The sequence below is a fragment of the Streptomyces sp. NPDC059718 genome (assembly GCF_042733315.1).
Classification (GTDB): domain Bacteria; phylum Actinomycetota; class Actinomycetes; order Streptomycetales; family Streptomycetaceae; genus Actinacidiphila.
In genome coordinates, this window is sequence record NZ_JBHWGA010000074.1 from 16,390 (window position 1) to 30,532 (window position 14,143).

At 73.1% G+C, this 14,143-nt stretch carries 9 protein-coding genes and 1 pseudogene; 9 read left to right on the top strand and 1 reads right to left on the bottom strand.

Features of this window, described 5'->3' with window-relative positions; all coding sequences use genetic code 11:
* Nucleotides 1-111 precede the first annotated feature (111 nt).
* The 4 genes from ACFV3E_RS43445 (at nt 112) to ACFV3E_RS43460 (ending at nt 6,240) form a co-directional block, all read left to right on the top strand.
* A complete protein-coding gene (locus ACFV3E_RS43445; protein WP_500541626.1) occupies nt 112-1,494 on the top strand; it encodes a diaminobutyrate--2-oxoglutarate transaminase family protein in 1,383 nt (460 codons plus the stop codon).
* A 67-nt stretch (nt 1,495-1,561) separates the two neighbouring features.
* The gene (locus tag ACFV3E_RS43450; protein ID WP_500541611.1) at nt 1,562-3,400 is read left to right on the top strand and encodes an IucA/IucC family protein; all 1,839 of its coding nucleotides are present in this window, start codon (nt 1,562-1,564) and stop codon (nt 3,398-3,400) included.
* A gap of 21 nt (nt 3,401-3,421) precedes the next feature.
* Complete coding sequence (locus ACFV3E_RS43455) at nt 3,422-4,171, top strand: GNAT family N-acetyltransferase (protein ID WP_500541613.1); 750 nt, start codon at nt 3,422-3,424, stop codon at nt 4,169-4,171.
* 80 nt (nt 4,172-4,251) lie between these two features.
* A complete protein-coding gene (locus ACFV3E_RS43460; protein ID WP_500541615.1) occupies nt 4,252-6,240 on the top strand; it encodes an ATP-dependent DNA helicase in 1,989 nt (662 codons plus the stop codon).
* A 105-nt stretch (nt 6,241-6,345) separates the two neighbouring features.
* Here the strand turns inward: ACFV3E_RS43460 and lexA are convergent, their stop codons facing one another.
* Nucleotides 6,346-7,116 carry a LexA family protein gene (lexA, locus tag ACFV3E_RS43465; protein ID WP_499514419.1) on the bottom strand — a complete coding sequence of 257 codons (771 nt, stop codon included), beginning with the start codon at nt 7,114-7,116 and terminating at the stop codon, nt 6,346-6,348.
* A 534-nt stretch (nt 7,117-7,650) separates the two neighbouring features.
* Between lexA and nrdR the strand changes: the two genes are divergently transcribed.
* From nrdR to ACFV3E_RS43490, 5 genes and pseudogenes are all read left to right on the top strand, one after another.
* A complete protein-coding gene (gene nrdR, locus ACFV3E_RS43470; protein WP_499514420.1) occupies nt 7,651-8,163 on the top strand; it encodes a transcriptional regulator NrdR in 513 nt (170 codons plus the stop codon).
* A 127-nt stretch (nt 8,164-8,290) separates the two neighbouring features.
* Nucleotides 8,291-11,200 (top strand): vitamin B12-dependent ribonucleotide reductase, encoded by a 2,910-nt coding sequence (locus tag ACFV3E_RS43475; protein ID WP_500365734.1) that lies wholly within the window; start codon nt 8,291-8,293, stop codon nt 11,198-11,200.
* Between the two features lie 162 nt (nt 11,201-11,362).
* A pseudogene (locus tag ACFV3E_RS43480) lies at nt 11,363-11,763 on the top strand (hypothetical protein); the annotation flags it as partial.
* Nucleotides 11,764-11,991: 228 nt separating this feature from the next.
* Nucleotides 11,992-13,359 (top strand): dipeptidase, encoded by a 1,368-nt coding sequence (locus ACFV3E_RS43485; RefSeq protein ID WP_500541618.1) that lies wholly within the window; start codon nt 11,992-11,994, stop codon nt 13,357-13,359.
* 174 nt (nt 13,360-13,533) lie between these two features.
* Nucleotides 13,534-14,001 (top strand): hypothetical protein, encoded by a 468-nt coding sequence (locus ACFV3E_RS43490; protein ID WP_500541620.1) that lies wholly within the window; start codon nt 13,534-13,536, stop codon nt 13,999-14,001.
* Nucleotides 14,002-14,143: the final 142 nt, after the last annotated feature.

The following is a 14,143-nucleotide window of genomic DNA, read 5'->3' on the forward strand; positions in this document are numbered from 1 at the left end:
CCGCGGTTCCTCGCCAGGATCTCGGCCCGAGACAGTTGCCGGTAAGCGCGTGCGTCGTTGGTAGCTCCGGGGACGGAGCAGCCGACACCGAGGAGTGAGCACGTGGCCGCCATGCCGAGCGCCAGGAGCCGACCGGCGGTGCGCGAGGGCGAGTTCGACGACACCGAGGGCATCCTGCGGCGTCAGTCGGCGCGCGAGTCCGCCGCCCGCACCTACGCCCGCTCGCTGCCCGTCGTCCCCGTGCGCGCCCGCGGCATGACCGTCGAGGGCGCCGACGGCCGCCGCTACCTCGACTGCCTCTCCGGCGCCGGAACCCTCGCCCTCGGCCACAACCACCCCGTCGTCCTGGAGGCCATCCGCGCCGTCCTCGACTCCGGTGCCCCGCTCCACGTGCTGGACCTCGCCACCCCCGTCAAGGACGCCTTCACCACCGCGCTCTTCGAGACCCTGCCGCGCGAACTCGCCGACCGCGGACGCATCCAGTTCTGCGGCCCGGCCGGCACCGACGCGGTCGAGGCCGCCCTCAAGCTCGTCCGCACCGCCACCGGCCGCGGCGGACTGCTCGCCTTCTCCGGCGGCTACCACGGCATGACCGCCGCCGCCCTCGCCGCCACCGGGGACATCGCCGTCCGGGGCGCGGCCTGCGCCGCCGACGCCCGGATCACCCGGCTCCCCTACCCGTACGACTACCGCTGCCCGTTCGGCGTCGGCGGGGAACACGGCGCCGAACTCTCCGCCCGCCTGACGGAGAACCTGCTCGACGACCCCAAGGGCGGCATCCAGCCCCCCGCGGGCATGCTCCTCGAACCCGTCCAGGGCGAGGGCGGCGTCATCCCCGCCCCCGACGCCTGGATGCGGCGGATGCGCGACCTCACCGCGGCCCGCGGCATCCCGCTCATCGCCGACGAGGTGCAGACCGGCGTGGGGCGCACCGGGACCTTCTGGGCCGTCGAGCACAGCGGCGTCGTCCCGGACGTGATGGTGCTGTCCAAGGCGATCGGCGGCAGCCTCCCGCTCGCCGTCATCGTCTACCGCGAGGAACTCGACTCCTGGCAGCCCGGCGCCCACGCGGGCACCTTCCGCGGCAACCAGCTCGCCATGGCCGCGGGCACCGCCACCCTCGCCTACGTGCGGCGCAACGGCCTCGCCGAGCGCGCCGCCGAGCTCGGTGCCCGGATGCTCGCCCGGCTGCGGGCCCTGGCCGCGGAGCACCCCTGCGTCGGCGACGTCCGCGGCCGCGGCCTCATGCTGGGCGTCGAACTCGTCGACCCGGACGCCGCCCCCGGCCCCCGGGGCGTCCCCCCGACCGCGCCCCGCCTCGCGGCGGCCGTCCGTCGGGCCGCCCTCGAGCGTGGCCTCATCGTCGAACTCGGCGGCCGCGACGCCGCCGTGATCCGGCTGCTGCCCCCGCTGACGATCACCGAAGAACAGTCAGAAGCCGTCCTCGACCGCCTCGCCGACGCCCTCGTCGCGGCGACGGCCGTCCGGGCGTGACCTTGCGCCCGCCGGCCCCGCCCCGGGGCGGATCCCACCGGGCGCCGACCCCTCACGGAGCGAAGCGATGACCGTACGTCCCGGCGACGAAGCCACCGCGGCCGTCCCCCAGCAGCGCGCCGCCGCGGCCGAACCGCCGGGCCACGCCGGGCGGCCCGGACCGTCCACCCCGTCGCCCGGCGCCGACCCGCTGGAGCAGGCGGATCCGTGGGCCGCCGCCGACGCCGCCGGCACGGAGGCCCTGCTGCGCTGCTGGGTCCGCGAGACGGGGCTGCCGCCGGAGCCCGACGGCGGCACCCTGCGCGTGCCGCTGCCCGCGAGCGGCGCGGAACTCCTCGTCCCGGTCCTCCACTGGTCGGCCGTCGGCCACCACCGCCTCGGCGCCCCACGGCCCGCCGCCGGGGGCGCCCCACTGGACGCCGTCACCCTCGCCGCGCTGCTCGCACGGGAGGCCGCCGCGGCCGGCCCGGACGGTCCCTGCCTCGTCGCGCGGGTCGCCGACTCCGTACGCCAGACCGCCGTCTTCCTCTCCGCACGCCGCGCCCGCCCAGCCGCCCCCCGGGGAACCCATCCCTTCCTCGACTCCGAGCAGGCCCTCGTCCTGGGCCACCCGCTCCACCCCGCGCCCAAGGGCCGGGAAGGACTCACCGAGGCCGAGGCCGTGGTCTACGCCCCGGAAACGCGCGGGGCCTTCGCCCTGCACTGGCTGTCCGTGCACCGCTCGCTGCTGGCCACCGACTCCGCCTGGACCGAACGCGGCCGCCCGGTCCCCGCCGAGCACCTGCTGGCGGCCCTCGCCGGACCGGAACTCGCCCGGCGGCTCCCCGCCGGCACCGTGGCCCTGCCGCTCCACCCCTGGCAGGCCCGCGAGGTCGCCCACCGCCCGGCGGTGCGCGCACTGCTGGAGGCCGGGCTGCTCCACGACCTCGGCGCCGCGGGCGACCCCTGGCACCCCACGTCCTCGCTGCGCACGGTGTTCCGCCACGGCACCCCCGCGATGCTCAAGCTCTCGCTCGCCCTGCGGATCACCAACTCCCGCCGCGAGAACCTCCGCAAGGAACTCCACCGCGGCGTCGAGGTGCACCGGCTGCTGCGGGCCGGCCTCGCCGCGCGCTGGCACGCCGCGCACCCCGGGTTCGACATCGTCCGCGACCCCGCCTGGCTGGCCGTCGGCACCGACGCCCCCGTACCCGGCCTCGACGTCGTCCTGCGGCACAACCCCTTCGGCCCCGGCGACGAGGTGCACTGCCTCGCCGGGATCACGGCCCTGCGCCCCGCACCGGACGGGGGCGCCCTGCGGTCCCGGCTCGGCGAACTGCTGGCCCGGCTCGCCTCCCGTACCGGACGGCCGGTGGCGGCCGTCGCCACCGAGTGGTTCCTGCGCTACCTGGACGCCGTGGTCCGGCCGGTGCTGTGGCTGGACGGCGAGGCGGGCATCGCCCTGGAGGCCCACCAGCAGAACACCCTGGTCGTCCTCGACGCCCACGGCTTGCCGGCCGGCGGCCGCCACCGCGACAACCAGGGCTACTACTTCCGCGAGTCCGCGCGCGCCGGGCTCACCGCGCTGCTGCCCGGGGCCGGCGGGAGCAGCGACACCTTCGTGGCCGACGCCGTGGCGGACGAGCGCTTCGCCTACTACCTCGGCGTCAACAACGTCCTCGGCCTGGTCGGCGCCCTCGGCTCCCAGCGCCTCGCCGACGAACGGGTGCTCCTCGCCGCCCTGCGCCGCTTCCTGGAGCAGGCCGCCCGCACCGGCCGCTCCGGCCTGCCCGCACGGCTGCTGGAGGAACCCGGGCTGCGCTGCAAGGCCAACCTCCTCACGCGGCTGCACGGGATGGACGAGCTGGCCGGCCCCGTCGACACCCAGTCCGTCTACGTGACCGTCCCCAACCCCCTCACCGCCTGACGAGAGGAGGCCGCGACCACCGTGGCGACCGCCGACCCCACCCGCGCCCCCGTGTGCCCGCCCGCGACCGCCTGCCCCCGGGACCCCGGTGCCGGGAACGCCGACGACACCCTCGACCTGGAACTGCCCCCCGAGCTCCGCGCCCTCCTCGACGAGGACGTCACCGCCGCCGACCGCGCCGGCGGCCCGGCCCCGCTCGACGACCTCCTCGACGGCGTCGCCGACTGGGGCCCGGTCGGCACCCCCGCGGGCACCTTCCAGCTCGTCCCCGTACGCCCCGAGCGCGACCTCCCGGTCATCACCCACTGGATGAACGACCCCGCCGTCGCGGAGTTCTGGGACCTCGCCGGCCGGCCCGAGGTCGCCGAGCGGCACCTGCGCGCCCAGCTCGACGGCGACGGGCGCAGCATGCCCTGCGTCGGGGTCCTCGACGGGGTACCCATGAGCTACTGGGAGGTGTACCGCGCCGACCTCGACGCGGTGGCCCGCTACTACCCGGCCCGCCCCCACGACACCGGGATCCACCTGCTCATCGGTCCCGTCGCCGACCGGGCCCGCGGCCTCGGCGGCACCCTCCTGCGGGCCGTCGCCGACCACGTCCTGCGGCAGCGCCCCCGGTGCACCCGGGTGATCGCCGAGCCCGACCTGCGCAACACCCCGTCCGTGGCCGCCTTCCTCGCCGCGGGCTTCCGCTTCTCCGCGGAGGTCGAGCTGCCCGGCAAGCGGGCCGCGCTGCTGGTCCGCGACCGCGCGCTGCGTCACGTCCTGTGACCGGCCGCGCCCGCGGGCGGCTCCCCGGTACGTTCGGTGGCGACCAAGGTGTCAGTGCCGCCCCGTAGGCTGGATGCCCTATGACACAGCCCGCGAAGCCCGCCCTCACCGACCTCCTCCACGCCGCCGTGACCGCGGTCGGCGGGGTGGAGCGCCCCGGCCAGGTCACCATGGCCGAAGCCGTCGCCGAAGCCGTCGACAGCGGCTCCCACCTGCTCGTCCAGGCCGGTACCGGAACCGGCAAGTCGCTGGGCTACCTGGTGCCCGCGCTGGCGCAGGGCGAACGCGTCGTGGTGGCCACCGCGACCTTGGCCCTGCAGCGCCAGCTCGTCGAGCGCGACCTGCCGCGCACCGTCACCGCGCTGCAGCCGCTGCTGCGCCGCGAGCCGCAGTTCGCGATGCTCAAGGGCCGCTCCAACTACCTGTGCCTGCACCGGCTCCACGAGGGCGTGCCGCAGGACGAGGGCGACGGGCTCTTCGACCAGTTCGAGGCCGCGGCGCCGACCAGCAAGCTCGGCCAGGACCTGCTCCGGCTGCGCGACTGGTCGGACGAGACGGAGAGCGGCGACCGCGACGACCTGACCCCCGGCGTCTCCGACCGCGCCTGGCAGCAGGTCTCGGTGACCTCCCGCGAGTGCCTGGGCGCCTCGCGCTGCGCGTACGGCGCCGAGTGCTTCGCGGAGGCGGCGCGCGAGCGCGCCAAGCTCGCCGACGTCGTGGTCACCAACCACGCGCTGCTGGCCATCGACGCCCTGGAGGGCGCGCCCGTCCTGCCCGGCCACGAGGTGCTCGTCGTCGACGAGGCCCATGAACTGGTCTCGCGCGTCACCGGGGTCGCCACGGGCGAGCTCACCCCCGGCAGGGTCAACCGGACGGTGAAGCTTGCCGCCAAGCTGGTCAACGAGAAGGCCGCGGACGCCCTGATGAGCGCGTCGGAGGGCTTCGAGCGGCTCATGGAGCTGGCCCTCCCCGGGCGTCTGGAGGAGCTGCCCGAGGATCTGCGCTACGCCCTCATGGCGCTGCGCGACGCCTGCCGCCAGGTCATCACCTCGCTCGGCGAGACCCGTGACCGCTCCGTGCAGGACGAGGACGCCGTGCGGAAGATGGCCCTCGCCGCCACGGAGAACGTCCACGAGGTCGCCGAGCGCATCGTGGACGGCTCCGAGTACGACGTCGTCTGGTACGAGCGCCACGACCGCTTCGGCGCCTCGTTGCGGGTCGCCCCGCTCAGCGTCTCCGGACTGCTGCGGGAGAAGCTGTTCACCGAGCGCTCCGTCGTCCTGACCTCGGCCACACTGCGGCTCGGCGGCGACTTCAACGGGGTCGCGGCCTCGCTCGGGCTGGCCCCGGAGGGCACCGTGGCCGCCGAGGGCGAGGAGGAGCCGCCGGTGTGGAAGGGCGTCGACGTCGGCTCGCCCTTCGACTACCCCCGGCAGGGCATCCTCTACGTCGCCCGTCATCTGTCGCAGCCCGGCCGGGACAGCGGCCGCGAGGACATGCTGGACGAGCTCGCGGAGCTGATCGAGGCCGCGGGCGGCCGTACGCTCGGGCTGTTCTCGTCCATGCGTGCGGCCCAGGGCGCCGCGGAGGCGCTGCGCGGCCGCATCGACCACCCGGTCCTGCTGCAGGGCGAGGAGACCCTGGGCGAGCTGATCCGCCGCTTCGCCTCGGACGCCCGCACGTGCCTGTTCGGCACCCTCTCGCTCTGGCAGGGCGTGGACGTGCCCGGGCCGAACTGCCAGTTGGTCGTCATGGACCGGATCCCGTTCCCCCGCCCGGACGACCCGCTGATGAGCGCGCGCCAGAAGGCGGTGGAGGACAGGGGCGGCAACGGTTTCATGGCGGTCGCCGCCACGCACGCGGCCCTGCTCATGGCGCAGGGCGCCGGCCGGCTGGTGCGGGCCTCCGGGGACCGGGGGGTCGTCGCCGTCCTCGACCCCCGGCTGGTGACGGCCCGCTACGGCGGCTTCATCAAGGCCTCGATGCCGGACTTCTGGCAGACGACCGACCGCAACCAGGTCCGCCGTTCGCTGGCCGCCATCGACGCCGCCGCCTCGGCGGCCGAGTGACGCCCTCAGGCACCCCCGGCAGAGCAGGACGGCAGCCCCGGCACACAACGGGGCCCCGGAACCGGCGCAGAGGTTCCGGGGCCCGGTCACGGGCGGGTCCTTGGCTCAGACCCGGCGCAGCACCGCCACCACCTTGCCGAGGATGGTCGCCTCGTCACCGGCGATGGGCTGGTACGCGGCGTTGTGCGGCATCAGCCACACATGCCCGTCCTCGCGCTTGAAGCGCTTGACCGTGGCCTCTCCCTCGATCATCGCCGCGACGATGTCGCCGTTCTCCGCGACCGGCTGACGGCGCACGGTCACCCAGTCGCCGTCGCAGATGGCGGCCTCGATCATCGAGTCGCCGACGACCTTCAGGACGAACAGCTCGCCGTCGCCCACCAGCTGGCGGGGGAGCGGGAACACGTCCTCCACGGACTCCTCGGCGAGGATCGGGCCACCGGCGGCGATCCGGCCCACCAGGGGGACGTACGACGCGGACGGCTTGCCCGCGGTGTCCGTGGGCTGCGCCTGCGCGGAGTCGGAGGCCCGCACCTCGTACGCGCGGGGCCGGTGCGGGTCACGCCGGAGGAAGCCCTTGCGCTCCAGCGCCATGAGCTGATGGGCGACCGACGAGGTGCTCGACAGCCCGACGGCCTGGCCGATCTCGCGCATGGACGGCGGGTATCCGCGCCGCTGGACGGAATCCCGGATCACCTCGATGACGCGCCTTTGGCGGTCGGTGAGTCCGGAACTGTCCGCCCGGATTCCTGGAGGTCGTCCGGGTAGCGCTCGCGCGGGCTTTGGCGTCTCGTCGTTCATCGCTTCCATCGGGCGTAGCCGGTCCTGGGGGCGGTCATGGGCGGTCAATGTGGCGCTGTCGGCGGTGGTGGTCACGGCGGCCCCTCTCGAGATGTTCTCCCTAGTAGGACAACGGTAGTTGCTTTCGAAAGGTTGCGCCAAACACACGTTCGAGTGAATTTGTGCGGATCCAGTGACGCGATCAAGGTGTAGATGGTATTGATCGAATATGATTTCGAATTCATCCCGCATTCGGGATCCGAACGGCGTTTCCCCGAGCCGGTATTGCGGTGTCGCCCCCGTCCGCCCGCCCGGTTCCATGATGCGCGAGCCGTGACGATCCGTACACCCAGTGTGTCACCCGCGCCCCGGCTCTCCCGGGAGGCCGCGCGTCGCGTAGGCTCCCGTCCCGTCGACGGGCCGCGACACGCGGTCCGCGCGATGGGCGCATATGGCCACCACGCCACCAGATCTAGTGGTTGGATGGGGTCCAGCCCCCACAAGTAGTGGTCCCGGGTCATCAAGCCCTCCCGGATCGCCTATGCTTGTGGCTGCTTCGCGGGGCCGTGACCGGCCCCTCGGGCTCAGAAGTCGTGCGCTCACCGTGGGTGAGGGAGGGAGAGGGAAACGATGCACTGCCCCTTCTGCCGACACCCCGACAGCCGCGTCGTCGACAGCCGGACCACCGACGACGGCACCTCGATCCGCCGTCGCCGGCAGTGCCCCGACTGCGGCCGCCGCTTCACCACCGTGGAGACGGCCTCGCTGATGGTGATCAAGCGCAGCGGGGTCACCGAACCCTTCAGTCGTAACAAGGTCATCGCCGGAGTCCGCAAGGCCTGCCAGGGCCGGCCCGTCACCGAGGACGCCCTCGCCCAGCTCGGGCAGCGCGTCGAGGAGGCGGTACGCGCCACGGGCAGCGCCGAGCTGTCGACCCACGACGTCGGACTGGCCATACTCGGCCCGCTGAAGGACCTGGACCTGGTCGCCTACCTCCGCTTCGCCTCCGTCTACCGGGCCTTCGACTCGCTCGAGGACTTCGAGACGGCGATCGCCGAGCTGCGCGACCAGGGGCCACCGGACGACACCGGTGGGCGGGACCGGGACGGAGCCGTCCCGACCGCCGCCGTCGCCGCAGAGTAGCGGCGGCACACCGGTACGAGACTTGCCGGGCACCCGGGGGGTGCACCGGCCGTGAGAGACACAGACGCGGGAAGACCGCGGCGCTTCAGGGCGTTTTACCTGTAATGCCTGTAATGGGAGGCGGCACATGACAGAGACGACGAGCGGCCCGGCACGGAGCTCCCGAGCCAAGGCCGGCAAGGCGGCCGCGGCGGCCCCCGCCGCCAAGGGCCTGCGCATCGAGCGCATCCACACCACCCCGGGGACGCACCCCTACGACGAGGTGGTCTGGGAACGCCGTGACGTCGTCATGACCAACTGGCGCGACGGCTCGATCAACTTCGAGCAGCGCGGCGTGGAGTTCCCCGACTTCTGGTCGGTGAACGCGGTCAACATCGTCACCAGCAAGTACTTCCGCGGCGCCGTCGGCTCCCCGCAGCGCGAGAGCAGCCTCCGCCAGCTGATCGACCGCGTGGTCACGACGTACCGCAAGGCCGGCGAGGACCACGGCTACTTCGCGTCGCCCGCCGATGCGGAGATCTTCGAGCACGAGCTCACCTGGGCCCTGCTCCACCAGGTCTTCAGCTTCAACTCCCCGGTCTGGTTCAACGTCGGCACCGCCCAGCCGCAGCAGGTCTCGGCGTGCTTCATCCTCTCGGTCGACGACTCCATGGAGTCCATCCTCGACTGGTACAAGGAAGAGGGGATGATCTTCAAGGGCGGTTCCGGCGCGGGCCTGAACCTCTCCCGCATCCGCTCCTCCAAGGAGCTGCTCTCCTCCGGCGGCAACGCCTCCGGCCCGGTCTCCTTCATGCGCGGCGCGGACGCCTCCGCCGGCACCATCAAGTCCGGCGGCGCCACCCGCCGCGCGGCCAAGATGGTCGTCCTGGACGTCGACCACCCCGACGTCGAGGCCTTCATCGAGACCAAGGTGAAGGAGGAGGAGAAGATCCGCGCCCTGCGCGACGCGGGCTTCGACATGGACCTGGGCGGCGACGACATCGCGTCCGTCCAGTACCAGAACGCCAACAACTCCGTCCGTGTGAACGAAGAGTTCATGAAGGCGTACGAGAACGGCGAGAAGTTCGGCCTGCGCGCCCGGATGACCGGCGAGGTCATCGAGGAGATCGACGCCAAGGCGCTGTTCCGCAAGCTGGCGGAGGCCGCCTGGGCCTGCGCCGACCCCGGCATCCAGTACGACGACGTCATCAACCACTGGCACACCACGCCGGAGACCGGCCGCATCACCGCGTCCAACCCCTGCAGCGAGTACATGCACCTGGACAACTCGTCCTGCAACCTCGCCTCGCTCAACCTGATGAAGTTCCTCGACGACGACGGCAAGGGCACCCAGCGCTTCGACGCCGTGCGCTTCGCCAAGGTCGTCGAGCTCGTCATCACCGCGATGGACATCTCCATCTCCTTCGCGGACTTCCCGACGCAGAAGATCGGCGAGACCACCCGCGCCTTCCGCCAGCTGGGCGTCGGCTACGCCAACCTCGGCGCGCTGCTCATGGCGACCGGCCACGCCTACGACTCCGAGGGCGGCCGCGCGCTGGCCGGTGCCATCACCTCCCTGATGACCGGCACCTCGTACAAGCGCTCCGCGGAGCTCGCCGAGGTCGTCGGCCCGTACGACGGCTACGCCCGCAACGCCACCGCCCACAAGCGCGTCATGAAGCAGCACTCCGACGCCAACGCGGTCGCCACGCGGATGGACGACCTGGACTCCCCGGTCTGGGCCGCGGCCACCGAGGCCTGGCAGGACGTCCTGCGCCTCGGCGAGAAGAACGGATTCCGCAACGCGCAGGCCTCCCTGCTCGCCCCGACCGGCACCATCGGCCTGATGATGGACTGCGACACCACCGGGATCGAGCCGGACCTCGCCCTGGTCAAGTTCAAGAAGCTGGTCGGCGGCGGCTCCATGCAGATCGTGAACAACACGGTCCCGCAGGCCCTGCACCGCCTGGGCTACCAGCAGGAGCAGATCGAGGCGGTCGTCGCCCACATCTCCGAGCACGGCAGCGTCATCGACGCGCCCGGCCTGAAGCCCGAGCACTACGAGGTCTTCGACTGCGCCATGGGCGAGCGCTCCATCGCGCCGATGGGGCACGTCCGGATGATGGCCGCGACCCAGCCGTTCCTGTCCGGCGCCATCTCCAAGACGGTCAACATGCCGGAGTCGGCGACCGTCGAGGAGATCGAGGAGATCTACTACGAGGGCTGGAAGCTCGGCCTGAAGGCGCTCGCGATCTACCGCGACAACTGCAAGGTCGGCCAGCCGCTCTCCGCCAAGAAGAAGGCGGACGAGAAGAAGGCCGGGACGGTGGAGGCCCCCGCCCCCGCCGCGGTCGAGAAGGTCGTCGAGTACCGCCCGGTCCGCCGCCGGCTCCCCAAGGGCCGTCCGGGGATCACCACCTCCTTCACGGTGGGTGGCGCCGAGGGCTACATGACCGCCAACTCCTACCCGGACGACGGTCTGGGCGAGGTCTTCCTGAAGATGTCCAAGCAGGGCTCGACCCTCGCGGGCATGATGGACGCCTTCTCCATCGCCGTCTCGGTCGGCCTGCAGTACGGCGTGCCGCTGGAGACCTACGTCTCGAAGTTCACCAACATGCGCTTCGAGCCGGCCGGTCTCACGGACGACCCGGACGTGCGGATGGCGCAGTCGATCGTCGACTACATCTTCCGCCGCCTGGCGCTGGACTTCCTGCCCTTCGAGACCCGCTCCGCCCTCGGCATCCACTCCGCCGAGGAGCGCCAGCGCCACCTCGACACGGGCTCGTACGAGCCCGCCGCCGAGGAGGTCGACGTCGAGGGCCTGGCGCAGTCCGCCCCGCGCCAGACCGAGGTGCCCAAGCCGGCCGTCACGGCCAAGCCCGAGGCCGTCGCGGTGACCCCGGCGCCGAAGACCGCGCACAACTCCACGGAGCTGCTGGAGATCCAGCTCGGCCTCAACGCCGACGCCCCGCTCTGCTTCTCCTGCGGTACGAAGATGCGCCGCGCGGGCAGCTGCTACCTCTGCGAGGGCTGCGGCTCCACCAGCGGCTGCAGCTGATCTCGGGCGGTCGACACCCGATGGCACCCGCGAGGGGGATCCGGATTCGTCCGGATCCCCCTCGCGGTTTTCCCAGCGGCACCGCCCGGGGCCGGGCGGGTCCGTGCGGGTCCGGCGAGGGTGAAAAACCCGTTGGCGGACCACGGCGACCGCTGCTGCTTTTCCGCCGCCGACGAGCAGGCCCGCGCCGACCTCCGCCGGGCGATGCAGGCCGGCGAGCCGGTCGATGCAGGCCGGCGAGCCGGTCGATGCAGGCCGGCGAGCCGGTCGATGAGATCTTCGAGTCCTTCGTCGGCCCCCTGGTCGACAAGGCGGTCCCGGACTGGCGGACCACCCTGGACGCCCTCCTTCCGCTGCCCGAGATCGGCGGCCCGGTCGGGTACTCGGGGTGGACCGCCGTCGGCATCCGGCCGGCGGCGGCCGAGCCGCGCATCGCGGCCGCCGGTTTCTTCGCCGGGGGTTACGTGCCCCGCGCCCAGCGCGAGGAGGCGGCCCGGCAGGTCACCATTCCGCTGCTGTTCCTGCTGCAGTGGGACGACGAAGGGAACCCCCGGCGCAGGGCCCCGGCCCTCCTCGCTGGCGGCGTTCTGCCACCAGCGCCTCCGTAGGTCTCCGGCCGGACCGCGTGTTTTCCTCCGGTATTCGGCGCCACCGAACATGGCACTCACCTTCTATTCCCGGCCATCGCGACGCGATTAAGGTCGAGGGGGTTGTCGAATTCCCGTGACGGTGAGGCGTTTTCCCTCCTCCGGCGATCGGCGCTCCCTTCCCCGCACGCCAAGGAGTTCCCGTTGTCCACCGATCCCCTCGCCGACACCGTCGCCTCGCTGATCCCGGCAGCGCGGGACGAGCTCGCGGAACTCGTCGCGTTCAGGTCGGTCGCGGACCCGGCCGTCTCACCCCCCGAGGAATGCCGCAAGGCCGCCGCCTGGGTGGCCGGCGCCCTGCGGGACGAAGGATTCGACGACGTACGCATCCTCGACATGCCCGACGGCCACCAGTCCGTCCACGGTCGCCTCGCGGGGCCGTCGGGGGCTCCCACGATCCTGTTGTACGCGCACTACGACGTCCAGCCGGCCCCGGACGAACAGGCCTGGCACACCCCGCCGTTCGAGCTGACCGAGCGCGACGGACGGTGGTACGGACGCGGCACCGCGGACTGTAAGGGCGCCGTGGTCATGCACCTCCTGGCCCTGCGCGCGCTCAAGGCGCACGGCGGCGTGCCGCTGAACGTCAAGGTGATCGTGGAGGGCTCCGAGGAGCAGGCGACGGGCGGCCTGGAACGGTACGCGCGGGCCCACCCCGAACTGCTCGACGCCGACGTGATCCTCATCGGGGACGCCGGGAACTTCCGCCTCGGGACGCCGACCGTCACCGCGTCGCTGCGCGGCATCACGATGCTCCGGATCGGCGTCGAGACCCTGCGCGGCAACCTGCACTCCGGCCAGTTCGGCGGGGCCGCGCCCGACGCGCTCACCGCGCTCGTGAAGATCCTCGGCTCGCTGGTGGACGACGACGGATCGCCCCGGGTCGAGGGCCTGGAGACCGACGGCGCATGGCGTGGACTGGTCTACCCCGAGGCCGATTTCCGCGTGGACGGCGGGGTGCTGGACGGGGTGGACCTCGTCGGCACCGGCTCCGTCGCGGACCGTCTCTGGGCACGGCCGTCCCTCAGCGTGATGGGCATCGACTGTCCTCCCGTCGTGGGCGCCACCCCTTCCGTCCACGCGAGCGCGCGGGCGGCGGTCAGCCTGCGCATCCCCCCGGGCGTGGACGCCGCGCAGGCCACGGAGCTGCTGACCGCCCACATCGAGAAGCACACCCCGTGGGGCGCGCGGGTGTCGGTGGAGCAGGTCGCCCAGGGCGAGCCGTTCCTGGCCGACACCTCGAGCCCCGCCTACACCGCCATGGCCGAGGCCATGCGCACGGCCTACAGCGGTCGCGACCTGAACATCGCGGGGCTCGGGGGCGGCATCCCCCTGTGCAACACCCTCGCCTCCCTCTACCCCCGGGCGGAGATCCTCCTGATCGGGTTGTGCGAACCGGAGGCACAGATCCACGCCGTCGACGAGAGCGTGTCCGTCGACGAACTGCGGCGGCTCGCCGTCGCCGAAGCCCATTTCATGCGCCACTACGCCGGAACGGGAGACCGCGGATAGCGGGCGGATCCCGTGAATCCGGTGCCCTTTCCGAAGGAAAGCGCCGTCGTCCTCACCGCGGCCCCCGATCCGCGATCCGTCACTGATCCCGCAGCACCCGCGGCGACCCGCCGCCCGGAGGCATCCGCCGTCCGGCGGCGCCCGCCGCGGGTCGCCCGCCTCCTGGAGCACCCGGTGCGGAAAGCACTCGTACCCGCCGTACTCGCCACCGCCGTACTCGGCGTGTTCGCCGTCGTGCAGCCACGGGGTTCCGACGCGCACGGGGCGGCGGTCGAGGCCGCCCCGCCGGCCGGTCTGCGGGTCGGCGCCGTCTGCTCGTCGGACATCGACTACGCCACCGAGGTCTCCTGCGGGCTGGCGAACTTCGGCGACGTGCGCTTCCGGTGCGGTTCCGCGGGCACCCGGGCCACTGCGTGCCCGCGGACCCGCACCGTCACCCTCGAGAACACCGGCCGTACCGCCCTGCGGCTCGTCACCGTCAGCGGCTCGGCCCCGGGCGAGCGGCACGAGACCGTCTCCCGCCTGCTGCGCCCCGGGACCCGGACGGCCCTGGGGCCCCGGGCCGGCGACACCTACCTCTACGACATCGTCCTGCGTTTCGACGCGGGCCCGGCGCAGGCACGGGTCGTCGCCCTGTCCTGAGCCCGGCGCCGGCCGAGGAGACCCGTCAACGGATGACCAAGGAGAATCGCGCGATGTCCGAGCTCGGACGCCTGGTGGCCGGGAGATACCGGCTGGTGGAGCGGATAGGCCGTGGCGGCATGGGCACGGTCTGGCGGGCCGA